Source organism: Nonomuraea rosea (assembly GCF_039539705.1).
Classification (GTDB): Bacteria; Actinomycetota; Actinomycetes; order Streptosporangiales; family Streptosporangiaceae; genus Nonomuraea; species Nonomuraea rosea.
Genome location: NZ_BAABDQ010000040.1, coordinates 113,767 through 135,789 on the forward strand (window position 1 = coordinate 113,767; position 22,023 = coordinate 135,789).

Consider the following 22,023-nt stretch of genomic DNA (forward strand, 5'->3'; position numbering starts at 1 on the left):
TTCCTCAACCATCCCGCTCACAGCCCACGACGGCCCCGGCAGCGGCCTCAGCCCGATCCGCCTCGCCGCAACAGCCCGGACAGCGCCCTGGCGTCGGCCCGATCGACCAGGGCGACCACGCCGCCCCCCACCGCCACCGCCACCACGGCCGCCAGCAAAGTGGCCCACACGTTCGGCCAGATGCCCTGCACCCCGAGCCACCCCACCACACCGGCCCCCGCCAGATACCCCAGCAGCCCGCCGGCCACCGCCGCGCCCCCCGCACGGGGCAGCCCCGCCAACGCCCCGCGACCCCGGGCCCGCTCCACGGAGCCCAGCAGCAGCGCACCGCCCACGCTCATGCCGACGCTCATGCCGAGCGCCATCCCCCCGATCTTCCACGCGTCGGGCAGCGCGAACACGAAGACGGTCTGCGCGACCAGAACCACTCCCCAGCCCGCCACCGTCCCGACGGCGACCGCCCGGCCACGACCGGCGGCGTACAGCACCCGGCTCAGATGCGCGATGAGCCCGTAGCCCACCAGCCCCGGCGCGAACAGCGCGATCGCCCGTGCCAGCTCGGGCGCCGGCACCTCGCTCTTGACCCCCAGGAACACCACCGCGCCGGGCCCCGAGGCGGCGGCCAGGACGCCGGCGGCCAGCCCGGACACCAGCACCACGGCCCGCGTCGTGCGCGCCGCCAGCGCGGAGAACGCCGCCGGGTCGTCCTGCGCGCTGGCCGACAGCCGGGGGAACGCGCTGGTGGCGATGGGCACGGCCAGCACCGCGTACGGCACCAGATAGATCGCCCACGCGTAGTTGTAGACCGTGATGGCGCCGTTGCCGATCTCGTTGTTGGACAGCAGCAGCACGACGATCATGGCGGCCTGCTGGGCGAGGAGCGCGGCGATCCCGGCCAGGGCGAGCCTGCGCACCTGGGCGGCCACGCCCTCGGGGAAGCGTAACGTCGGGCGCCACCGCAGCCCCAGCCGCCCGGTGGGCCCGAGCACGGCCAGCACCAGGGACAGCACCCCGAGACTCGTCCCCGCGGAGAGCGCCAGCTCGGCAGGCCCCAGCTCGGCGGCGGGATCGCTCACGCCGCCGCTGAGCGGCACGAACAGCAGGTAGGCCACGATGACCACGATGCTGGACACCAGCGGCGCGACCGCGGGCCCGGCGAAGCGCTTGTGCGACTGCAGCACGCCGTAGAGGACCACGGCGACGCCGTACAGGGGGATCTGGGGGGCGAACACGACGAGCATCCGGGTGGCGACCGCCGTCACCGCGGCCACGTCGCCGCACCCGTCGACGGCCGTGCCGAAGAACAGCCCGATGATCGGCCCGGCGAACAGCGCGGTGAGCGCGCCCAGCGGCACCAGGACGACGGCGACCCAGGTCAGCAGCGCCGAGCTGATCCAGCTCACCCGCGCGCGCCCGGCCGCGGAGTCACCGGCGGCGGCCGCTCCGGCGAGCACGGGCACGACCATCCCGGCCAGCGCCCCGCCGACCACCACCTCGAACACGATGTTCGGAATCTGGTTGGCCGTCATGTAGGCCGTGGAAAGGCAGTTGGTCCCGACGGTCTGGGCGAAGGCGTACTGCTTGGCGAAGCCGGCGACGCGCGCCAGCACGGTGATCGCCCCGATGAGCAGGGCGCCTCCCGCGACTCCCCGCGCCGTCACGACCCCCACCCGGCCTCCCCAGCCCCGCACCCGATCTCGCTTACGCAGACATCTTGGCAGGCCACACCGACAATCGCGCGCGGCGGATCAGACGGGAACGACCGGGCGGCGGCCGAGCATGTCGAGGCGGTTGAGCACGCGGTTGCCCGCGATGACCTTGGTGAAGCTGACCTTCTCCGCCGCCGCGGTGAGTGCCACCACGGTGCCCAGCACGGCGTACCGGCCGGGCCGTCCCAGCTGGGTGACGGCGGCCAGGCCGAGCAGCGCCCCCAGGGAGTTGGCGCCGGCGTCGCCGAGCATGGCGCGCTCGCCCAGGTCCTCGGGCAGCAGCGCCGCGGCGGCCCCGAGCGGGACGGCCGCCAGCGCCGCGGCGGCGGGCGAGCCGCGGAAGAGCGCGGCGGTCAGCAGCGGCGCGCCGGTCAGCAGGCCGACCTTGACGGCGCGGCCGGGCCGGAGGTCGAAGAGGTTGGCGAGGTTCGCGGCGCCCGCGATGGTGGCGCCGTTGACCAGGGTCTCGACGGGCCCCTGGGAGACGAGCGCGGCGGCGCCGAGCCCGGTGGCGCCGATGCCGAGGATCTTGACGGCGCCGCTGGTGACCTCGCCGCGGGCGAGCGCGGTCAGGTGACCTTTGAAGCCCTTGGACGAGGTGGTGCCGTAGAGGTCGTCGTAGGCGCCCAGCGTGCCGCTGCCGACGCCCGCGACCAGGGCGGCCAGCCGCAGGCGGCCGGGCAGGCCGGGCGCGAGCGCCGCCGCCGCGCTGGACCCCGCCACGAACGCGGGCCCTTCGAGCAGCGTGATGGGCTCCCCGCGGTGGTTCTTGCGCGTCCAGCGGCCGCTCAGGTCGTGCGGCCGGTTGCGGGTGAACGCGGCGTAGGCGGCACGGGCCGCGACCGCCCCGATCGCGGTGCCGGCGAGGGCGTAGAGCAGGCCACGGGCCCGGCTGGCAGGCATGTCAGCTCCCTGTCTGGGTGGTGGGTGACGGGGTGGCGGACGGCATGGCGGGCATGGGGGACGCGGCGCCCTTGCCGATGCCGTACTGGCCGGCCCGCCCGCCCAGTTGTTCCCGCAGAGAGTAGACGATCACGGCGCGGCCCATGGGCATATCGGCGGTATCGACGGTGGAGACGCGCTTGGCGATGTCGCTGTCGTCGCGTACGGCGCTGATCGGGTCTCCGGGGACCGCCGCGGGCACGGCCGCGCCCGCGAGCACCGCGCCGCTGCCCGTCGCGTCCAGGCCGCCGGCAATGGAGACGAGCGCGCCCGCCTGAATGTCGGCGCTCTCCCCTTCGTACGGCTTCTCCGGCGCGAACATCACGGCGAGCGTGGCCCGCTTGACCGGCTCGCCCTCGGTGCTGAGCAGCCCGCCCGTCTCGAAGGTGCTGACGACGTCGGTGGTGGCCGGGTTAGGGGTGCCCGCCTGGGCCGGGTCGTTGGTGACGAGGGCCGCGGCGAGCAGCGCGGCGGTCCTGTCCCAGGCGGTGGCGGTGGTCGGGAACGCCATGTTGGCCGGCTTGAGCTGGCTGACCAGGCCGTCGATCACGCCCGTGCCCTTGGGGTCGAGGAGCTTCTCGGTCAGCGTGACACGCCCGGAGATCTCCGCGCCCGACTCCGTCAGCACCTGCTGCGCGGCCTCGCGGACGGCGGTGCTGGAGCCGGGCGTCTCGACCAGGAGCACTCGCTGGCCGGTCAGCGTGCCGGCGAGCATCTCGGGGGTGGCGGCGGCGATGAACGCGTCGTTGCCCGCCTCCCTGCCCCGCAGGGTGTCGAGGTCGGAGCGCAGGCCGTTGTTGGTGTTGGTCAGTTCGTCGCTGGTCCTTTTGGCCAGGTCGATCGCGGGATCCTGGAGCAGCGTGGTGCCCAGGACGATGCCCACCGCCAGCGCCAGGAAGATGGCGACGATGGAGACGAGGTGATAGCGGAAATCGATCACGAGAAAAGTCCGACCAGCCAGAAGATGAAGGCGTTCCACACGTCTTGGAGTCCGTTCAGCCAGGTGCGGCCGATCGGCGAGAAGGTCAGCGCGACGCTCATCGTGATCAGCGCGGTGACCACGAGAAGCAGGAGCTGCGGGGTGGAGATGCGGCTGCGGTAGAGCCTGCTCACGCCTTTGGCGTCGATGAGTTTGCTGCCGATGATCAGGCGGGTGAGAAAGGTGCTTGCCATGCCGGGGCGCCCCTTGTCGAGGAACTCCTCCAGCGTGCCGTGGGTGCCGACCGCGACGATCAGCTCGGCGCCCTTGTCGTCGGCCAGCAGCATCGCGATGTCCTCGCTGGTGCCGGTGGCCGGGAAGATCACCGCTTCGCGGCCGAGCTGGTGCACGCGTTCGAGCCCGGGGGCCCTGCCGTCGCGGTAGGCGTGCACGACGAGCTCGGCGCCGCAGGTCAGCGCCTTGGTGGAGACCGAGTCGAAGTCGCCGACGATCACGTCGGGCAGGTAGCCGGCCTCCAGCAGCGCGTCGGCCCCGCCGTCGACGCCGACCAGGACGGGCCGGTATTCGCGGATGTACGGGCGGAGCGTGGCGATGTCCTCTTTGTAGTGATATCCGCGCACCACGATGAGGGCATGCCTGCCCTCTATGGGCGTGCGGATCTCAGGTACGCCGACTCCGTCGATGAGGAGCTTGCCCTCGCCGCGCACGTATTCCATCGTGTTGACGGCGAAAGCCTCGATCTGCACGGCGAGCCCGGCGCGCGCCTCGGCCATGGCCGCCTCGACGGCCTCGGCGGTCTGCGGGTCGCCCTTGCCGACCATGTCCTCGTCGAGGTAGACGACGCCGTCGCAGAGCCGCACGACGTCACCGTCCTTGACCCGCTCGAACAGCTCTTGGTTGGCGTTGTCGACGAACGGCACGCCGGCGTCCAGCAGGATCTGCGGCCCGTGGTTGGGATAGCGTCCGCTGATGCCCGTGGCGACGTTGACCACCGCCGCCACTCCGCACGCAACGAGCGCCTCCGCGCTGACCCGGTCAACGTCCACATGGTCGATAATCGCGATTTCCCCGGGCTGGAGCCGCTTTGTCAGCCTCTTGGTACGCCGGTCGATTCTCGCCACTGCCGTTACACCGGGAAGGTCTGGGACCTTCCTCCCGCGGAGGCCCGGCATTCTGCTTCCCGGAACCTTCATCAAGACCATCCTGCCAGAGCGAAACAGCGCAGAGGCCACGCATGACGCGGCGTGTCCGCTATGTCACCCAGGATCACCTGTCTGCGGCTGCCAGCCCCAGCAGTTCTTCGGCATGCGCACGACCCAGCTCGGAGTCCTCCAGCCCGGCGAGCATCCGGGAAAGCTCGCGTACACGGCCCTCATGGTTGAGCGTGACGACGCCGCTGCGCACCACGCTGCCGTCACTCGCCTTCTCGACGACCAGATGCTGGTCGGCGAACGCCGCCACCTGCGGCAGATGTGTGACGACAATCACCTGTGCGGTGCGGGCGAGCCTGGCCAGCCGGCGCCCGATCTCGACCGCGGCCTTACCGCCCACGCCCGCGTCGACCTCGTCGAACACGAAGGTCGGCACCGGATCGGCGCCCGCGAACACGACCTCGATCGCGAGCATGACCCGGCTCAGCTCGCCGCCGGAGGCGCCCTTGTTGAGCGGCAGCGGCGGCGCCGCGGGGTGCGCGGCCATCCGGAGCTCCACCTCGTCGACGCCCTCAGGGCCGAACTCCGCGCTCCTGGTGAGCTGGACCACGACCCTGGCGTGGGGCATGGCCAGCGCGGTCAGCTCTTCGGTCACGGCCTGGCCGAACCGCTTGGCGGCGGCCACGCGCACGGCGGTGAGCTCAGCGGCCAGCTCGGTGAGCCGGCCGGTCAGCTCCTCGTACTCGCGGGTCAGCTCCTCGATGCGCTCGTCGTCGCCCTCGAGCTCGGTCAGACGGCCGGCGGCCTGCTGAGCCCAGGCCAGCACCCCCGCGCTGTCCACCGCATATTTCCGGATGAGGCTGGTCAACACCGATCGGCGTTCCTGCACGGACGCCAGCCGCGCCGGATCGGCCTCGATCGACTCCGCGTACGCCGCCAGGTCGGTGGCCACGTCGGAGATCAAGTAGCCGGCCTCGGCCAGCCGGTCGGCGACCCCGGCGAGCTGAGCGTCGAAGTCGCGTACGGTCTCCACGGCCGACCGCGCCTCGCCGAGCAGCGAGATCACGTCGTGCGGGCTGCCCGCCGCCTCCATCGGGTCGCCGAGCAGCGCGGTGTGCGCGGTCGTCGCGGCGCTGCGCAGGGCGTCGGCGTGCGAAAGCCGCTCCTCCTCGCCGCGCAGCTCGGCGTCCTCGCCCGGCTTGGGATCGACCTTCTCGATCTCCTCCAGGCCGAAGCGCAGCATGTCGGCCTCCTGCGACCGCTCCCTGGCCCTGGTGGTCAGCTCGTCGAGCAGCGCGCCCACCTGCTTGTGCCGTTTGTACGCCTGAGAGTAGGCCCGCAGCGGCTTGACCAGCTTGTTTCCCGCATAGCGGTCGAGCGCCGCGCGCTGCCTGGCCGCCTGCAGCAGCCGCTGCTGGTCCATCTGCCCGTGCACCGCCACCAGGTCGTCGGCCAGGTAGGTCAGGGTGCCGACGGGCACGGTGCGCCCGCCGAGCCAGGCTCTGGACCTGCCCTCGGCGGAGACCGTGCGGGAGATGATCAGCTCGCCGTCCTCGACCTCGCCGCCGATGTCCTCGACCTGCTGGGCGACGCGCCCGCCGCTCTCGATGACCAGCGTGCCCTCGACGGTGGCCCGATCGGCCCCCGGCCGGATGCGCGAAGGGTCGGCTCTGCCGCCGAACAGCAGCCCGAGCCCGGTCACGACCATGGTCTTGCCGGCCCCGGTCTCGCCGGTGACCACGTTGAAGCCCGGCGAGAGCTCAAGGACCGCCTCGTCGATGACGCCGAGCCCCTGGATGCGGACCTCCTCGACCCTTGGTCGCACTGCCCACTCCCGTTCGCTGCCGTGTCCGATGACCACACGGATCGTCTCCGAACGCCGGCGGCCGCAGACGCCGCTACCGGCTATGGACCGCCGGACGCGGCCCACCGTGCCCACGTGATCCTACGCGCTCTCCCCGTCATTCACTCAGGGCCGCACCCTTCCGCGCCACCCTTGTACAGGCAGCTCGAACTTGGCGACCAGCCTGTCGGTGAACGGCGCGCCCGTGCTCTCCACACCGTGCAATCGCGCCAGGCGTACGGGGTCCGCGCTCCTGCGCACCTCGACCCGCGTACCCGACGGCAGGTCGAACCGGCGGCGGCCGTCGCACCACAGGACGCCGCCAGGCGTCTCGGGCAGGATCTCGACGGCCAGCGTGGAGCGCGGCGAGACCACCAGCGGCCTGGCGAACAGCGCGTGCGCGCTGATCGGCACCATGAGCAGCGCCTCCACCTCGGGCCAGACCACCGGCCCGCCGGCCGAGAAGGCATATGCGGTCGAGCCCGTCGGCGTGGCACAGATGACGCCGTCGCAGCCCCAGCGCGACAGGGGCCGGCCGTCGATCTCGGCGACCACTTCGAGCATCCGCTCCTGCTTTTCGACGGTCGCCTCGTTGAGCGCCCACGTGTCGGCGAGCACCCGGCCGTTCTGCCTGGCGAGAACATCGATCGTCATGCGCTCTTCGACGTCGTAGCGGCCCGCGACGACGCTGTCGACGGCCGCGGCCAGATCGGCGACCTCGGCCTCGGCCAGGAATCCGACGTGCCCGAGGTTGACCCCCAGGAGCGGCGTGCCCGCGGGCTTGGCCAGCTCGGCCGCGCGCAGCAGCGACCCGTCGCCGCCGAGCACGATCATGACCTCGGCGTCCTTGGCCGCGCCCGGGTCGCCGGGCACCGCCTCCGCGCCGCCGCAGCCGATCTCCTCGCACTCGCTGTCGAGGACCCTGACGGTGATGCCGGCGTCGACCAGCCGGTTGATGACCAGGCGGGCGCTCTCGATGGCGGCGTCACGCCCGGTGTGTACGGCGACCAGCACGGTCCGGTTCATTGCGGCCCCTCCGCGACGGCGCGCTGGATCTCGGCATCGAGGTCGGCGACCGGCGGCTCGCCCTCTCCCTTGCCCAGCCAGAGCAGATATTCCACATTTCCCGACGGCCCGGGCAACGGGCTCGCGGTCACGCCGCGCACGGTCAGCCCCAGCTCCACGGCCTTGGCCGCGGCGTCGCGCACCGAGCGCGCCCGCAGCTCGGGGTCGCGCACTACGCCACCTGCCCCCACGAGTTCCTTTCCCACCTCGAACTGCGGCTTGACCAGCATCACGAAATCGGCGCGCGGGGCGGCGACCGCGACCAGGGCGGGCAGCACCAGCCGCAGCGAGATGAACGACAGGTCGCCCACCACCAGCGTGGGCGGCTCGCCGACCAGGTCGGGAGTCAGGTCGCGGACGTTGACGCGTTCCATCACCGTCACGCGCTCATCGGTGCGCAGCGACCAGGCGAGCTGACCGTAGCCGACGTCGACGGCCAGCACGTGTGCGACGCCGTGGCGCAGCAGCACGTCGGTGAACCCGCCCGTGGACGCGCCCGCGTCGAGGCAGCGGCGGCCTTCCACGGTCAGGCTCTTGAACGCGTCGAGCGCGCCGAGCAGTTTGTGCGCTCCTCGCGAAACGTAGTCGGGCCCGTCCGCCGAGGCGGTCACCACGATGGCGGAGGCCGTGTCGACCTGGGTGGCCGCCTTGTGCGCCTGCTGCCCGCCCACGGTGACCCGGCCGGCCTCGATGAGCTGGGCGGCCTGCTCCCGCGATCTGGCCAGGCCGCGGCGTACCAGCTCGCTGTCGAGACGGATCCTGCGGCTCACCGGCGTCTTTCCGCCTGCTCGCCGCGGGCCTGCCCGCCCGCTACGCCTCCGCCCCGCACGTCGCCGGCCGGGAACCGCACGTCGCCACCCGAGGGCAGCTCGTCGCCACCCGAGGGCAGCTCGTCGCCACCCGAGGGCAGCTCGTCGCCACCCGAGGGCAGCTCGTCGTCGCCTGCGGCGGCGAGCGTCGCCTCGAGCCCCGAGAACGCCTCTCCGAAGACGGCCACGTGCTCGCTCACCGGCAGCTCGCCCAGGGGCCCGAGAGCGGCGACGATGGCGTCGACCCTCTCGTCGCCGGTGCCCTCCGGAAGCTCACTCATGACTCGACCGTAACGCCTCCCGCGAGCGGCCGGGACCTTGGCAGGCGTGTCACGCGTTGAAGCTCATACGGGGGTGCTACTGATGTGGAACGCTACGGTCCGCAAAGGGAAGAAAGGATGCGCATCATGGCAAGCGTCGAGGAGTGCCGGGCGGCACTGGTCAAGCTCGTCGCCCAGTTCGACGAGATCGATGAGGAGGACCGTGCCAAGCACGTGGTTGAGCGCACGCTCAGCTGCCGGGTTCCCGACCTCGACGTGATCTTCTACGGCCGGCTGCACCACGGGGGGCTCGACCCGTTCACGCAGGAGGCTCCGGCGGACGGCAAGCCGGCCGACGTCAAGCTCACGGTCGCGAGCGACGACCTGATCGCGCTGGTGGACGGCCGGCTGGACCTGGCCCGCGCGCTGCTCGGAGGCCGGGTGAAGATCGACGCCAGCTTCGGCGACCTGCTGCGGCTGAGGAGGCTGATCTGACAGGCCGTTGACCCGCCCCACCGCCTAGTTATTTAATGAGCGCGTTAACTATTAGGCGATGGGCGAACAAATGGGTCTCATCATCGACGCCGAGAGCCTGAGCCGCTCGTACGGCGATCACCTCGCCGTCGACGGCCTCGCCCTGGCGATCGGGCCCGGAGAGATCTTCGGGCTGCTCGGCCCGAACGGCGCGGGCAAGACGACCACGATCAGGATGCTGTCCACGCTGCTCCCGCCGAGCGGGGGCGCGGCGCGGGTGTGCGGGTTCGACGTGGTACGGGCCGCCGGGGAGGTGCGGCGGCGCATCGGATACGTGATGCAGCAGGTCTCTCCCATGGGCTACTACATGCTGACCGGCAGGGAGAAGGCCGAGATCGAGGCCGCGCTCTACCACGTGCCGAGGCGGCGGGTGAAGGCCAGGGTCGGCGAGGTGCTGGAGCTGGTGGGGCTGTCGGAGCACGCCGACCGGCTCGTGCAGGAATACTCCGGCGGCATGCAGAAGCGCCTCGACCTGGCCTGCGGCCTGCTGCACCGTCCCGAGCTCCTGATACTCGACGAACCGACACTAGGCCTGGACGTACGCTCACGGCACCTCGTCTGGGACCACATCCGATCGCTGTGCGCCCAAGGGATGACCGTGCTCCTGGCGACCAACTACATGGACGAGGCGGACCGCCTCTGCGACCGGCTGACCATCATCGACCACGGGCGGCAGGTCGTCAGCGGGACGCCCGCCGAGCTGAAGGCCGCGCTGGGGACGCCGTCGCTCGACGAGGTGTTCCTCCAGCACACCGGGCACGCGTTGCGGGAGGAGAGCTGATGATGTGGTCGCAGGAGGTGCTGGCGCTCTCCAGGCGCTGGCTGCTCATGGTGCTCAGGGAGCGCCTGAACCTGCTGTTCAGCGTCCTGCAGCCGGCCGTGTGGCTGGTGTTCTTCGCCGGGGCGATGGGCGGCGCGGTCGACGCCAGGGTGGTCGGCACCGGTGACTACATCGCGTTCGCGGTGCCGGGCGTCATCGCCTTCACCGTGGTGGGCAACGGGATCACGGCGGCGATGCCGTTGCTGTTCGACAAGGAGACGGGCTATCTCGACAAGCTGCTCAGCATGCCGATCAGGCGCAGCTCGCTGATCGTGTCGCGGTTCGTGTTCCAGGTGGGCATGAACTCGGCCCAGGTCCTGGTGATCCTCCTGGTTGCGCTCGTCCTGGGCGTGCGTCCCGCCTCGGGCGCGCTCGGGGTGCTGGCGATCCTGGTGGCGACGGGGCTGCTGACGCTGGCGCTGACGGCCGCCGCGATGGCCCTGGCGTGCGCGGTGCCCTCACACGGGACGTTCTTCGCGGTCACGGGGTTCGCGTCGTTGCCGTTGCTGTTCATGAGCAACGCGTTCGTGCCGCTGTCGGCCATGCCCGGGTGGATGGAGGCGGTGGCGCGGGTCAATCCGCTGACGTACGCCATCGAGGCGATCCGCCTGCTGGTGCTGCGGGGGTGGAGCAGCGGGGTGCCGCTGGCCCTGGGCGTGCTGGTGGTGGCGTCGGCGCTGCTCCTGGCCGTGGGCGCCTGGCAGTTCGCCCGCCAGACGAGCGAACGCATCGCATGAGACGCGCCGATCGGGCGGCGTTCACCCAAGACGGTCGAGAACGGGCTTGACCGCATCCTCCTCGGTCCGCCCCGAACCGGCCGCCGCCCAGGCCGCGTCGCAGGCGGCGCGCAGGCCGTCGATCCGGCTGCCGTCGCCGTGGAGCCGCAGCGCCCCGTCCTCCCACGCGGCCCGCCATCCTCCGCAGGCGCCGTCGCGCACCTCGGGGTAGGGCTGGAGCAGCGCGCCCAGGTCCTCGGCCACGTACGTCGGCCGATGCCGGGGCTCGGCCGTCAGCACGTCGACCGGCCTGGCCACCCCCGTCAGCACCAGCAGGCTCTCGACGCCCGCGTTGGCGGCCCCTTCGATGTCGGTGTCCAGCCGATCGCCGACGACCAGCGGCCGCTTCGCCCGCGTACGGATCATCGACTCCCGATGCAGGGGCGGATCGGGCTTGCCCGCGTAGATCGGCTCCACCCCGGTGGCGGCGGCGATCACCCGTACCATCGCGCCGTTGCCCGGCAGCTCACCCCGCTGGGTGGGCATGGTGCTGTCGGCGTTGGACGCCACGAACAACGCCCCCTGCCGCACCGCCAGCGTCCCTTCCGCCAGCAGTCCGTACGACAGACCGGGCGCGATCCCCTGCACCACGGCGGCGGGCGATTCGGCGGCGGTAGAAACAGGCCGAAGCCCTCGATCCCGTACGGCCAGCCGCAACCCGGACCCTCCGACCACGAGCACGTTCGCGCCGGGCGGAACCCGCTCCGCGATCAGCCGGGCGGCGGCCTGAGCCGAGGTCACGACGTCGGCGGCCGTCGCGGGCGCGCCGAGCTCGCGCAGGTGGGCGGCGATGGCGGCGGGGGTGCGGGAGGCGTTGTTCGTCACGTACGCCAGCCGCACCCCGTGCTCCTGCGCCCGCTCCAATGCCGCCGGGGCCCCCGGCACCGCATGACTCCCCAGGTAGACCACGCCGTCCAGGTCGAGCAGCAAGGTGTCATAGCCGTCGATCAGCACAGCGCCTCTTCCCGTTTGACTCTCACGCCGCGTGAGACTTTAGCGTCCCCCTTGTACCCACCTGACAGGAAGGACGACCATGTCCGCGAAACCCGGCCTCACCGCCGAGGAGCGCATGGAGCTGTTCGGCGGCTTCAACCCCGATGACCACGCGGCGGAGGCCGAACAGCGATGGGGCGGCACGCAGCCCTGGACGGACTCGATGCGCCGGATGTCCACGTTCACGAAGGACGATTGGCGGCGTTTCACCGCGGAAGCGGCGGATCTCTCCTCCCGTATGGCCGAGGCGATGCGCTCGGGCGCGGCCGCGGACGGCGAGGAGGCCATGGACCTGGCGGAGGAGCACCGGGCCCACCTCACCCGCTGGTGCTACGACTGCACGTATGAGATCCACCGCGGTCTCGGGGACATGTACGTGAACGATGCCCGGTTCACGGCGAGCATCGACCGGACGGCGCCGGGGCTGGCGGCGTACTTCGAGTCCGCCATCACCGCCAACGCCACCCGCCACCACGCATAGCCGCCGGTCGGCCCTGGCTTCCCGTGAGCACTCTCCGGCGCCGCCTCGGCGAACACGCGGACCCGGCGGCCCGCCACAGCAGGCCCCAGCGCAGTGGCGGGGCGTGGCTGAACCGAGAGAGCCTTTCGTGGAGATTCAGGACCTGGGCCGACTCGGGAGCCCGCCCCCGGGGACCACCGCCCTAGCGTGAAACGACCCCCGGGCGCCAACGGCCTGGCGCAAGGCGACCGGGGGGCCAACGGCCTGGCGTGAGACGGCCCGGGGGGCCAACGGCCCGGCGCGAGACGGCCCGGGGGCCAACGGCCCGGCGCGAGAGCGCCCAGAGGACCACGGGCCTGACGTGAGAGCGCCCAGAGGACCACGGGCCTGACGTGAGGCAGCCCCGGGACCACGCCACCATGCACGAACGCCCATCAAATCGGTGCACAACCCCACGGACGACACCGATCAACGGCGAGAAGGAAGCGACCGGTCGGCCGGCCGGCCGACACCGACATTCGACCAACCGGCGCCTACATTTCCCGCCGGGCACGCAAAGTGGCCCGCACACTCTTCAAAGCCGACACGTAATGCCGCTCATCCGGACGCATGGCCACGGCGATGGCCAGCGGTTCCTGAGCCCCTTCGACGTCCCCGGTACGCCACAGCGCCAACCCCAGCCCGAAATAGGCATAATCCTCAGCCGGATTGGCGTCCACGATCTGGCGAAAACTAGCGGCCGCCTCCGCGTACTGCCGGGAGTTGAACTGTGCCCGCGCCAACGCCTCCAGAATGCTCCGCGATTCGGGCTCGGCCGCCGCGGCCCGTTCGAGCAAGGCGGCGGCAGCTGCAGGGCTGCCCTCCTTCAGCAACTTGACGCCACGCTGATACCAGTCGTAAACACCGCCCCCGGGGGCACCCGACGTCTCATCGTGAACGTTTCCATCCTGAGCCATGCGTGAGGACTCCTTCATCGCAGAACGACGGCCCTGCCCCGCCCTGCTGCGGGGACGGCACGTCTGCAAAACTGGGGCGACTTCCGGAAGGCGCAAGCATTTATGGGAGCATGCCCGGTATGGGGATTCCTGAACTGCCGGTGCCCGATGGACTGGTGCTACGGCCCTTCCGAGGCGTACGTTTCGCTGTCGAAGATCCCGCAAAGGTGACCTCCCCGCCATACGACCTGATCTCCGACGCCGACGTGGGCGCCCTCCTGGACTCTCACCCGAACAACGTCGTCCGCCTCATCCTTCCCTGCTCCTCCCGCAAGCAATCCGCCCCACCGGCCGGGGACGCGCCTCCGCCACAGAGCACCCAGCCCTCCCGTACAGGCGCACCTCCCCAACCGGGCGAAGCACCGCTCGAAGGCCGGTACGCCGAGGCCAGGGACACACTCAAGGCCTGGCTGGACGCGGGCGTGCTGGTCCCGGACGACGTGCCGGCCCTTTACGTGTACGAGCAGAGCGGACCCGACATCCTGCAACGCGGCCTGATCGGGGACGTGGGCCTGGTCGACCCGGGGCGGCGCATCATCCTGCCCCACGAGGACGTCGTCCCGGGTCCCATCGCCGACCGCCTCGCCCTGATGAGCACCACTCAGGCCAACCTCGAGCCCATCTTCCTCCTTTACGACGGCGGCAACGGCACCACCACTGAGCTGGTGAACGAGGTGGCGGCGCAACGACGCCCGCTCGTCTCGGCGCACACGGAAGACGGGCTCACGCACCGCCTGTGGGCGATCACTGACCCGGCGGAGATCGCCGCGATCAACGCCGACCTCCACGACAGGCAGGCATTGATCGCCGACGGCCATCACCGGTACGCGACCTACCGTGTACTCCAACGCCAGGAGCGCGCGGCCCGCAAGCCCCGCCACACCCCACAACCGGCACCTTCATCCCCAAGCACCTCAGCATCCCCAAACACCCGAGCCCCGGCAGCCACCGAAAAGACGCCGGGACGCACAGCCGAACCTCCGGTCGAACACGCGGGCAGGCCGTGGGATTTCGGCCTGGCACTGCTCGTCGACTCCGCCGCGTACCCGCCCAACCTGAAAGCCATCCACCGCGTCATCCCCGGCCTCCCCTTGACCGAGGCGACCGCGAAGGCAAAGGGCTCGTGGCACGTTGACGACTACGACGATGTGGCCCAGGGTCTGGCCGCGCTGGAAGAGGCTCAGGAGCCCGCCTTCCTGCTCGCCGGTGCGGAAGGCGGCGGTTCGCACCTGCTCACCAACCCCGACCCGGTGCAGCTGGCCCTCGCCATGCCGGCCGACCACTCCGACCACTGGAACTCCCTCAACACCTCCGTCCTCACCGAGTTCGTCCTGCCCAAGGTGTGGGGCATGCACGACGACGAGCAGACCGTACGCATCGTGCACCACGACGTGGAAGCGGCCGTGCGACTGGCCGTCCGTACCGGGGGCACGGCGGTGATCCTCAAGCCGCTCGCGGCCGACGACGTGCGCGCCGTCGCCGCCGGCGGCGAACGCGTCCCCCGCAAATCCACCTCCTTCGGCCCCAAGCCAAGGACCGGCCTGGTTCTTCGTACGTTCGCGATCGACTGAGGCACCCAGCCACCGACCCTTCGACAGGCACCCAGACTGCGCTTTGGCAGCCAACCAAGTGCGGCATCGGGCGACCAACCGGGGCGGCTTCGGCGACCAACTAGGGGCCGCATCGGCCACCATCCGCGGGCGGCTTCGGCGACCATCCGGACTGCGGCATTGGCGGCCGCCCGGACGTCCCCCCGGGCCGAGACCGTCTTACGGAAGCAATCCGCCTTATAAAGCACTCCGCTTTACGGAGCACTCCGCGCGATCCGCCACACGCACCCAGCCCTGGCCTCACTGGCGCACCACGGCAGGGCGACGAGCGGCAAGGATCACCAGCGGACCGGCTACGCGCCCGTGACCTGGGCCGACTTGCCCATGGCTTGAGTCCACGTGCTCGTGGCTCGCGAGACCACATGCCCGTAACTCGACCCGCGCCTGCGGCTTGCGAGACCACACGCCGCAGCCCAACCCACGTGCCCGCAGCCCAGGAACCCACAGGCCCGCAGCCCAACCTTGGCACCCACACCCCACACGCCCTGTAGCCCGCGCCCGCGACTCAGGAGCCCACAGGTCCGCAGCCCAACGCCCGCACCCTGGGCCCACGGCCCACACGCCCTAGCCCAACGCCCGCACCCGCAGCTCGCGTGACTACACGCCCGCAGTCCAGCCCACGTGCCCGCGACTCAGGAGCCCACAGGTCCGCAGCCCAACGCCCGCAACCGCAACCGCACTCGCAGCCCAACGCCCGCACCCTCGGTCCACGGCTCACATGCCCTTTAGCCCAACGTCCGCGCCCGCGTCCATATCCACGTCCGCGACTCAGGAGTCCGCGTGCCCGTGGGAGTCACGTACCTCTGGCCTGAGTCCCGCATGCCGGTGACTCAGTCCACGGGCTTGCGGTTCAACGTCCGCGTGTCCGTGGTCAGGCTCACGTGCCTGCGGGTTGGGTCAGCTCGCCGGCGCCAGGTAAGCCATCTGCCGGGGTATCAAGGCTCTGAGGAGCTCGCTGGAATCGTCGGGGCCGGGGACCTCGGGCTCGGGGATCTCGGCTTCGAACGGCTTGGCGCTGCTCACTTCCACCTCGTACCTCCAGATCTTGGCGGCCGACGGGCCGAAGACGCGGCAGCGGAAGGCTCCCGTCACCTCTATGTAGTCGCGGGGCTTGAGGCCGCGAACGATGGCGGCCGTCTCGGGGTCGAACGTGATGCAGGGGATGCTGTCCGTCAGAGCAGCTCCCTTTCTGTGCCGTCGGCGGCGGACGATGATGCGCCACTTCGTCACGGTGTCGCCGCTCGGCAATGGGTGCTCCTCGACCGCCGCTGACAGCCGTCCCACCAGCAAGACCTCGTTTCGGTCCACTGTCGTCCTCCTATCGGTGCTCTGATGGAGATCACTATCTACGATGAGGGGGAGGCCGGATCGGCTCGAACGTCGTTCTGGGGATAACGGCTGCACGCTCGGGAGGGCTTGTGGACAACATCACCGCGCTAGGCGGCGACGTCTATGAAATCGACACCAAAATGGCTGGATACTCCGGCATCACCGCTGGTTACCTGATTTTGGGTGACCGACCGTGCCTGGTCGAGACGGGTACGTCGACCTCGGCCCCGGTGGTACGCGACGCGCTCGCCTCGCTCGGTGTCGGCCCGGAGGATCTGTCCACGGTCGTGGTGACCCACATTCACCTCGATCATGCCGGTGGAGTGGGCGACATCGCTGAGTTCTTCCCATCCGCACAGATCGTCGTACACGAGAAGGGCGCCCGCCATCTGGCCGATCCGTCCCGGTTGATGGCCAGCGCCAGAATGGTCTGGGGTGACCGGCTCGACACGCTCTTCGGTGAGCTGTCCCCGACCGACGCGGAACGCATCATCGCCCTCGGCGACACCGGCGCCATCGACCTGGGCAACGGGCGTACGTTGAGCAGCCATTACTCACCAGGTCACGCCAAGCACCACGTCGGACTGATCGATTCCGCCACCGGTGATCTGTACGTTGGCGACGCGGCTGGGGTCTATCTGCCCGAGACCGGCGATCTGCGTCCCGCGACCCCTCCGCCGGACTTCGACCTGCAGACGGCGCTCGACTCGATCGCGTTGTTCGGGGCGCTTGGACCGCAGCGGTTGCTGTTCAGCCATTATGGGCCGGTCGACGCCGTTCAGGAGACGCTCGAACGATCTGCGGAGGAGCTGCGCATCTGGGTGGATCTCACCCGGCAGGCCCATTCTGAGGGCATGGATCTGGACCATGCCATCGCCATGGTCAGGGACCGGACGAAGGAGCGTTACAGCGCGCTGAAGTCCGATGATGCGACGGCTGAGCAGTTCGAGTTGTTGAGCGGTGCACCGTCGAACGTCGCGGGAATCCTCCACTGGCTCAACCGCGTCTCACCGTAAGTTCGTACTGGGTGCATGCCTGGGCTTATACGTTGCCCGGCGCAGTCGGCTTCGGTCCCGGCACGGGGGTCACCGTCTCGCCTGTGCGCCCCTTGCTGTGCTGCCCGCCTTAGGCCGCCGCCCTACCCCGGCTGCCGGCAAATGCTGTTTCACTCAGTTGCCGGGGCATCGTGCACCCGGATCACCGTGGGTATCGAGCCGGCGCTCCGCCGTACCGGATCATCCCGGTACGGCGGAGCGTGGCGTCAGTTGTCCGTCTTGGACTGGTCCCTGGTCGGTTCGTCGGACTCGTCCGAGGTGTCGCCGAAGTTGGGCTCGATGAACGCCGGGGTGATGCTTGGCAGGTCGGCCTGTTCCGGCGTCCCTGACGTCGGCCGCTGACTGGCGGAGGCGTCCGGAACGTCGGCCGAGTCCGCTTGGGCCGCACGCACGGCGTCCGCGGGACGGGACTCGTCCGGCTTCGCGGCCAGCAGGTCACCGGCTTCGGCGAGAGCCGCAGCGTCAGCCGCTTCCTCGTCCTCTTCGTCCTCGTCGTCCTCGTCGAGGTCGTCCACGTCGTCGGCGTCGTCCTCGGAATCCTCGAAGTCTTCCTCGTCATCCGATTCGTCGGAGTCTTCGGAGTCTTCGGAATCCGCGGAGTCGACGTAGTCGTCCAGGTCCTCGGAGTCGTCGGAGCCCTCGGAGTCATCCGCGTCGTCCACGTCTTCCGTGTCTTCCGCGTCGTCCGAGTCTGCGGAATCGGCGGAGCCCTTAGAGTCGACGTAGTCGCCCAGGTCCTCAGCGTCCTCCGACTCGTCGGAGCCCTCCAGGTCCTCGGAATCCTCGTACTCGGAGTCCTCCTCGACGTCCTCGATGACGGCTCCGGTCAGCTCGGCGTACCGCTCCGCGGCATCCGTCTCTCCATCGTCGTCGAACGCCATAGCCCGCCCGAACCAGTCGGTGGCCGCGTCCTCGTGCCCGGCATCGGCAAGGGCATCCGCATATGCGAACGCGAGCCGTGCCGACCAGGGCCGTGGCTGCGGGTCACGCAGCTCGGGTAGGCGCTGGAGGGTGATTACGGCGGCGTCCTTCTGCCCAAGGTCGCGGCGGGCGCCGGACTCGACGATGGTCAGCTCGATGCGGCCGGCCCTGTCGAGGCGCTCGGCTTCCGGCGAACGTACAAGGTCGATGGCCCGCTCCGGACGGCCGAGACCGCGCTCGCAGTCGGCCATGATCGGCAGGTACGCCTCCGAACCCGTCATCCTCCTAGCAGCCCGCAGGTCGCTCAGCGCCTCGGAGAAGTGCCCGGCATGGTAGGCGACGATGCCCGCGGCCTCGCGTACGACACCGATGCGTGCCGCGAACCTGCGTGCCACCTTCGTGTGCTCGTGCGCCTGCTCGGGGTTGTCGTCCTCGAGCGCTCGCTCGGCGGCCACAAGGTGCCGGCCCACCAGCTCGGCGAGGTCGCCGGGGAGGGAACGCAACTCCTCGCGCACCTCCTTGTCGAGCTCGTCCGCAGTGATGTCGTCCGCGACCTCAGGTAGCCGCTCGCGCTGCGGGGCCTCGTCCGTACGGTCGGATCGGCCGTAACGAGCACGAGTGCCCGCCGAGGAACGCTCATCGCGGTCGTCACGCGAGAACGGCCGGGAATCACGCTGCCCGTCCTCGCGACGGGGCCCACGGTCACCGGAGCCTCGCTCACCACGATCGCCATAGCTCCGCTCGGGACGGTCACCCGAGCCGCCCTCACGACGCGGCCCGCGGTCGTCGCGGAACCCACCCTCGCGACGGGGACCCCTGTCCCCGGTCCCACCTTCACGGCGCGGCCCCGAACCGCCTTCACGACCAGCACCGAAGCCACCTTCACGACGCGGTCCGCGGTCGCCGTAACCGCCCTCGCGGCGGGGACCACGGTCACCACCCTCGCGACTCGGCCCGGAAGCACCTTCACGACGGTCGCCGAAGCCACCCTCGCGACGCGGCCCCGAGGCACCTTCACGACGGTCTCCGAAGCCACCTTCGCGACGAGGCGCAGGACCACGATCGTCCCGGTCCCGGAACGGACGGCGCTCCTCACCCTCGCGACGTGGCCCGCGGTCGTCGCGGAACCCACCCTCGCGACGGGGACCCCTGTCGCCGGTCCCACCCTCACGGCGCGGCCCCGAACCACCCTCACGACCAGCACCGAAGCCACCCTCGCGACGAGGACCGCGATCACCGTAACCGCCCTCACGACGCGGGCCACGGTCACCACCGTAACCACCCTCGCGACGGGGCCCACGGTCACCGGAGCCTCGCTCACCACGATCGCCATAGCTCCGCTCGGGACGATCACCCGAGCCGCCCTCACGACGCGGCCCACGATCGTCGCGGAACCCACCCTCGCGACGGGGACCCCTGTCCCCGGTCCCACCCTCACGGCGCGGCCCCGAACCACCCTCACGACCAGCACCGAAGCCACCCTCACGACGAGGACCGCGATCACCGAAGCCACCTTCACGACGCGGTCCGCGATCACCGTAACCGCCCTCGCGGCGGGGACCACGGTCACCACCCTCGCGACTCGGCCCGGAAGCACCTTCACGACGGTCGCCGAAGCCACCTTCGCGACGAGGCGCAGGACCACGATCGTCCCGGTCCCGGAACGGACGGCGCTCCTCACCCTCGCGACGCGGCCCGCGGTCGTCACGGAACCCACCCTCGCGACGGGGACCCCTGTCGCCGGTCCCACCCTCACGGCGCGGCCCCGAACCACCCTCACGACCAGCACCGAAGCCACCCTCGCGACGAGGACCGCGATCACCGTAACCGCCCTCACGACGCGGCCCACGGTCACCACCGTAACCACCCTCGCGACGCGGCCCCGAAGCACCCTCACGACGGTCGCCGAAGCCACCCTCACGACGAGGAGCAGGACCACGATCGTCCCTGTCCCGATAGGCAGGCCGGTCGCCACCGCGCGGCCCTCGGTCGTCTCCCTCACGCCTGGAAGGAGCGCTATCCCGGTATCCACCCTCACGGCGGGGGCCACGGTCGCCATAACGGCTCTCGCCGCGATCGCCGGAACTGCCTTCACGGCGCGGGCCACGATCATCGCGATCGCGGAACGGACGACGCTCCTCACCCTCGCGACGCGGTCCGCGGTCCTCACGAGGACCCTCGTCCCGCTGTGGCCGGCTGTCCCCGCGACTGGAGGAGGCCGACCTGTCGCCAGAACGGAACGGACGGTCCCCACCGGAGTCTCGCCCTCGCGAGCCGTGGCCGCTGCTACCGCCACCTCCGCCGGAGCGCCTGTCCCCGTAGTCGCCGCGCCCGCGCTGTCCGCCGTCCGATCCGTTATCTCTGTTCACTTCTGGTCCATTTCGTTGGCTCACCCAGCGGACTCACAACGCGGCCCACCGCGGCTGGTCGCCGCCCGCACCGCGGGCCTTACGCGACGAAGGCCACCCGTGGGGGTGGCCCGCTCCCTCCAGCCTAGCAAGCCGCGGAACGTCCACGAGCCTGACGCGACGCCACATATTGGGTGGCCCGATAACGCGCCACCCGTGAGACTCCTCACCATGTCACTTCGCTTCCATGAAATAGCCGAGTCGCGCCACCGGATTCTGAACCCGCTGACGGACGACAAGCTCGACCTCCTGGGCGTGATCTGCCGCATTCCCGCTGGTGCCCGGCAGTTGGACCTCGCTTGCGGCAAAGGTGAGATGCTTTCCAGATGGGCAGCCGATTACGGCCTGCGAGGCGTCGGCGTGGACATCAGCAAAGTCTTTCTGAACGACGCCAGATCTCGTGCAGAAAACCTCGGTGTAGCGGACAGGGTCGATTTCATAGAAGCGGACGCCGGCACCTACAAAGACACTTCCGAGCCGTACGACATCGTCTCCTGTATTGGCGCGACCTGGATCGGCGGCGGCCTGCAGGGCACCCTGTCGCTCCTGCGCCCGCAGCTACGCCCCGAGGGCATCGCCCTGGTGGGCGAGTGCTACTGGGCTTCCCCGCCCCCGCCGGAGGCCAGTGCAGCCCTCGGCATGTCGGAGGAGGTCACTTCACTGGCCGGTACGGCCGAGAGCATCGAAGCGGCCGGGTTCGAGCTCCTGGAGATGGTCATGGCCAACCAGGACAGCTGGGACAGGTACGTCGCCAGCCAGTGGTGGACCATCAGCGACTGGCTCCGCGACAACCCGGCGGATCCCGATGCCTCGGCCATGCGTGGTTTCCTCGCCCAGAGCCGCCGCGCACATCTGGAGTACGGCCGCCGGTATCTGGGCTGGGGCGTGTTCGTCGTCCGCCCTGTGACGTCGGGGCGCCGGACGCTGTTTGAGCCTGTGGACGCGCGGAAACGCCGCCAAAACCGACGGCAGAAAGCAAAAAAGCCCCCGACCGTGCTGGTCGGGGGCTTTTTCGTATCAAAGATTGTCCGGCGGTGACCTACTCTCCCACACCCTCCCGAGTGCAGTACCATCGGCGCTGGGAAGCTTAACTTCCGGGTTCGGAATGTAACCGGGTGTTTCCTTCCCGCCATAACCGCCGTAACTCTATGAAACTGACAAGCGAACTGCTTGTTGTTTCAGAATTGCATAGTGGACGCGAGCAAGAGTATTTCTTTGGTGTGGCGCGGCTCCGGACCCGGCGAAGAGTAACAGAGCGCAGCACACACCAAAGCAATATGCTTTGTGGTCAAGTCCTCGGCCTATTAGTACCGGTCAGCTCCACACGTTACCGTGCTTCCACCTCCGGCCTATCAACCCGGTCGTCTACCGGGAGCCTTACCCACTCTCATGGTGGGAGACCT

At 70.3% G+C, this 22,023-nt stretch carries 20 protein-coding genes and 2 rRNA genes; 7 read left to right on the plus strand and 15 right to left on the minus strand.

Going from position 1 to position 22,023, the window contains the following annotated elements:
* Window positions 1–47: 47 nt before the first annotated feature.
* The 8 genes from murJ to ABEA43_RS53265 form a co-directional block, all read right to left on the minus strand.
* Complete coding sequence (gene murJ, locus ABEA43_RS53230) at window positions 48–1,670, minus strand: murein biosynthesis integral membrane protein MurJ (protein WP_345574364.1); 1,623 nt, start codon at window positions 1,668–1,670, stop codon at window positions 48–50.
* Between the two features lie 78 nt (window positions 1,671–1,748).
* Window positions 1,749–2,612 carry a hypothetical protein gene (locus ABEA43_RS53235; protein WP_345574366.1) on the minus strand — a complete coding sequence of 288 codons (864 nt, stop codon included), beginning with the start codon at window positions 2,610–2,612 and terminating at the stop codon, window positions 1,749–1,751.
* Between the two features lies 1 nt (window position 2,613).
* Complete coding sequence (locus tag ABEA43_RS53240; protein WP_345574368.1) at window positions 2,614–3,591, minus strand: copper transporter; 978 nt, start codon at window positions 3,589–3,591, stop codon at window positions 2,614–2,616.
* Window positions 3,588–4,784 carry a putative cytokinetic ring protein SteA gene (gene steA, locus ABEA43_RS53245; protein WP_345574370.1) on the minus strand — a complete coding sequence of 399 codons (1,197 nt, stop codon included), beginning with the start codon at window positions 4,782–4,784 and terminating at the stop codon, window positions 3,588–3,590. Before steA ends, ABEA43_RS53240 begins: the two co-directional genes overlap by 4 nt.
* A 73-nt stretch (window positions 4,785–4,857) precedes the next feature.
* Window positions 4,858–6,567 carry a DNA repair protein RecN gene (recN, locus tag ABEA43_RS53250; RefSeq protein WP_345574372.1) on the minus strand — a complete coding sequence of 570 codons (1,710 nt, stop codon included), beginning with the start codon at window positions 6,565–6,567 and terminating at the stop codon, window positions 4,858–4,860.
* Window positions 6,568–6,711: 144 nt separating this feature from the next.
* Window positions 6,712–7,611 (minus strand): NAD kinase, encoded by a 900-nt coding sequence (locus ABEA43_RS53255; RefSeq protein WP_345574374.1) that lies wholly within the window; start codon window positions 7,609–7,611, stop codon window positions 6,712–6,714.
* Window positions 7,608–8,420, minus strand: coding sequence for a TlyA family RNA methyltransferase (locus ABEA43_RS53260; RefSeq protein ID WP_345574376.1), 813 nt, complete (start codon window positions 8,418–8,420; stop codon window positions 7,608–7,610). Before ABEA43_RS53260 ends, ABEA43_RS53255 begins: the two co-directional genes overlap by 4 nt.
* Window positions 8,417–8,740 (minus strand): hypothetical protein, encoded by a 324-nt coding sequence (locus tag ABEA43_RS53265; RefSeq protein ID WP_345574379.1) that lies wholly within the window; start codon window positions 8,738–8,740, stop codon window positions 8,417–8,419. Before ABEA43_RS53265 ends, ABEA43_RS53260 begins: the two co-directional genes overlap by 4 nt.
* A gap of 126 nt (window positions 8,741–8,866) precedes the next feature.
* On the opposite strand from ABEA43_RS53265, the gene ABEA43_RS53270 reads away from it, so the two are divergent.
* Genes ABEA43_RS53270 through ABEA43_RS53280 form a run of 3 tightly spaced genes read left to right on the plus strand, consistent with a single transcriptional unit; the run spans window position 8,867 to window position 10,810 of the window.
* A complete protein-coding gene (locus tag ABEA43_RS53270; protein WP_345574381.1) occupies window positions 8,867–9,214 on the plus strand; it encodes an SCP2 sterol-binding domain-containing protein in 348 nt (115 codons plus the stop codon).
* A 58-nt stretch (window positions 9,215–9,272) separates the two neighbouring features.
* Window positions 9,273–10,034 carry an ABC transporter ATP-binding protein gene (locus tag ABEA43_RS53275; protein WP_345574383.1) on the plus strand — a complete coding sequence of 254 codons (762 nt, stop codon included), beginning with the start codon at window positions 9,273–9,275 and terminating at the stop codon, window positions 10,032–10,034.
* The gene (locus tag ABEA43_RS53280) at window positions 10,034–10,810 is read left to right on the plus strand and encodes an ABC transporter permease (protein WP_345574385.1); all 777 of its coding nucleotides are present in this window, start codon (window positions 10,034–10,036) and stop codon (window positions 10,808–10,810) included. Before ABEA43_RS53275 ends, ABEA43_RS53280 begins: the two co-directional genes overlap by 1 nt.
* A gap of 21 nt (window positions 10,811–10,831) precedes the next feature.
* Here ABEA43_RS53280 and ABEA43_RS53285 read toward each other — a convergent pair whose 3' ends face one another.
* The gene (locus tag ABEA43_RS53285; RefSeq protein WP_345574387.1) at window positions 10,832–11,803 is read right to left on the minus strand and encodes an HAD-IIA family hydrolase; all 972 of its coding nucleotides are present in this window, start codon (window positions 11,801–11,803) and stop codon (window positions 10,832–10,834) included.
* Window positions 11,804–11,882: 79 nt separating this feature from the next.
* Here ABEA43_RS53285 and ABEA43_RS53290 point away from each other — a divergent pair, with 79 nt between their 5' ends.
* Complete coding sequence (locus tag ABEA43_RS53290; RefSeq protein WP_345574389.1) at window positions 11,883–12,323, plus strand: TipAS antibiotic-recognition domain-containing protein; 441 nt, start codon at window positions 11,883–11,885, stop codon at window positions 12,321–12,323.
* A 512-nt stretch (window positions 12,324–12,835) separates the two neighbouring features.
* Here the strand turns inward: ABEA43_RS53290 and ABEA43_RS53295 are convergent.
* Window positions 12,836–13,258, minus strand: a complete 423-nt coding sequence (locus ABEA43_RS53295; RefSeq protein WP_345574391.1) for a tetratricopeptide repeat protein — start codon at window positions 13,256–13,258, stop codon at window positions 12,836–12,838.
* A 119-nt stretch (window positions 13,259–13,377) separates the two neighbouring features.
* Here ABEA43_RS53295 and ABEA43_RS53300 point away from each other — a divergent pair, with 119 nt between their 5' ends.
* Complete coding sequence (locus ABEA43_RS53300) at window positions 13,378–14,868, plus strand: DUF1015 family protein (protein ID WP_345574393.1); 1,491 nt, start codon at window positions 13,378–13,380, stop codon at window positions 14,866–14,868.
* A 936-nt stretch (window positions 14,869–15,804) separates the two neighbouring features.
* Here the strand turns inward: ABEA43_RS53300 and ABEA43_RS53305 are convergent.
* Window positions 15,805–16,215 (minus strand): single-stranded DNA-binding protein, encoded by a 411-nt coding sequence (locus ABEA43_RS53305; protein ID WP_345574395.1) that lies wholly within the window; start codon window positions 16,213–16,215, stop codon window positions 15,805–15,807.
* Between the two features lie 110 nt (window positions 16,216–16,325).
* On the opposite strand from ABEA43_RS53305, the gene ABEA43_RS53310 reads away from it, so the two are divergent.
* Window positions 16,326–17,252: an MBL fold metallo-hydrolase gene (locus tag ABEA43_RS53310; protein WP_345574397.1), complete on the plus strand. Its 927-nt coding sequence runs from the start codon at window positions 16,326–16,328 to the stop codon at window positions 17,250–17,252.
* Window positions 17,253–17,497: 245 nt separating this feature from the next.
* On the opposite strand, the gene ABEA43_RS53315 is transcribed toward ABEA43_RS53310, so the two are convergent.
* Both ABEA43_RS53315 and ABEA43_RS53320 read right to left on the minus strand, forming a co-directional pair.
* Window positions 17,498–18,463, minus strand: coding sequence for a hypothetical protein (locus ABEA43_RS53315; RefSeq protein ID WP_345574399.1), 966 nt, complete (start codon window positions 18,461–18,463; stop codon window positions 17,498–17,500).
* 53 nt (window positions 18,464–18,516) lie between these two features.
* Window positions 18,517–20,382 carry a hypothetical protein gene (locus ABEA43_RS53320; protein WP_345574401.1) on the minus strand — a complete coding sequence of 622 codons (1,866 nt, stop codon included), beginning with the start codon at window positions 20,380–20,382 and terminating at the stop codon, window positions 18,517–18,519.
* 409 nt (window positions 20,383–20,791) lie between these two features.
* Here ABEA43_RS53320 and ABEA43_RS53325 point away from each other — a divergent pair, with 409 nt between their 5' ends.
* Window positions 20,792–21,658, plus strand: a complete 867-nt coding sequence (locus ABEA43_RS53325) for an SAM-dependent methyltransferase (RefSeq protein WP_345574403.1) — start codon at window positions 20,792–20,794, stop codon at window positions 21,656–21,658.
* Here ABEA43_RS53325 and rrf read toward each other — a convergent pair.
* Together rrf and ABEA43_RS53335 are read right to left on the minus strand one after the other, a co-directional pair.
* Window positions 21,647–21,763, minus strand: a 5S ribosomal RNA gene (rrf, locus tag ABEA43_RS53330). The two genes, ABEA43_RS53325 and rrf, sit on opposite strands and share 12 nt — an antisense overlap.
* 141 nt (window positions 21,764–21,904) lie before the next feature.
* Window positions 21,905–22,023: ribosomal RNA gene (locus ABEA43_RS53335) — 23S ribosomal RNA — on the minus strand; the annotation flags it as partial.

Excerpts from the sequence above, each read along its gene's own strand:
- ABEA43_RS53235 (WP_345574366.1), bottom strand. The coding sequence starts at position 2,612 with ATGCCTGCCAGCCGGGCCCGTGGCCTGCTCTACGCCCTCGCCGGCACC.
- steA (WP_345574370.1), bottom strand. The coding sequence starts at position 4,784 with ATGAAGGTTCCGGGAAGCAGAATGCCGGGCCTCCGCGGGAGGAAGGTC.
- ABEA43_RS53255 (WP_345574374.1), bottom strand. The coding sequence starts at position 7,611 with ATGAACCGGACCGTGCTGGTCGCCGTACACACCGGGCGTGACGCCGCC.
- ABEA43_RS53265 (WP_345574379.1), bottom strand. The coding sequence starts at position 8,740 with ATGAGTGAGCTTCCGGAGGGCACCGGCGACGAGAGGGTCGACGCCATC.
- ABEA43_RS53270 (WP_345574381.1), top strand. The coding sequence starts at position 8,867 with ATGGCAAGCGTCGAGGAGTGCCGGGCGGCACTGGTCAAGCTCGTCGCC.
- ABEA43_RS53275 (WP_345574383.1), top strand. The coding sequence starts at position 9,273 with ATGGGCGAACAAATGGGTCTCATCATCGACGCCGAGAGCCTGAGCCGC.
- ABEA43_RS53280 (WP_345574385.1), top strand. The coding sequence starts at position 10,034 with ATGATGTGGTCGCAGGAGGTGCTGGCGCTCTCCAGGCGCTGGCTGCTC.
- ABEA43_RS53290 (WP_345574389.1), top strand. The coding sequence starts at position 11,883 with ATGTCCGCGAAACCCGGCCTCACCGCCGAGGAGCGCATGGAGCTGTTC.
- ABEA43_RS53295 (WP_345574391.1), bottom strand. The coding sequence starts at position 13,258 with ATGGCTCAGGATGGAAACGTTCACGATGAGACGTCGGGTGCCCCCGGG.
- ABEA43_RS53300 (WP_345574393.1), top strand. The coding sequence starts at position 13,378 with ATGGGGATTCCTGAACTGCCGGTGCCCGATGGACTGGTGCTACGGCCC.
- ABEA43_RS53315 (WP_345574399.1), bottom strand. The coding sequence starts at position 18,463 with ATGGCCGACTGCGAGCGCGGTCTCGGCCGTCCGGAGCGGGCCATCGAC.
- ABEA43_RS53325 (WP_345574403.1), top strand. The coding sequence starts at position 20,792 with ATGTCACTTCGCTTCCATGAAATAGCCGAGTCGCGCCACCGGATTCTG.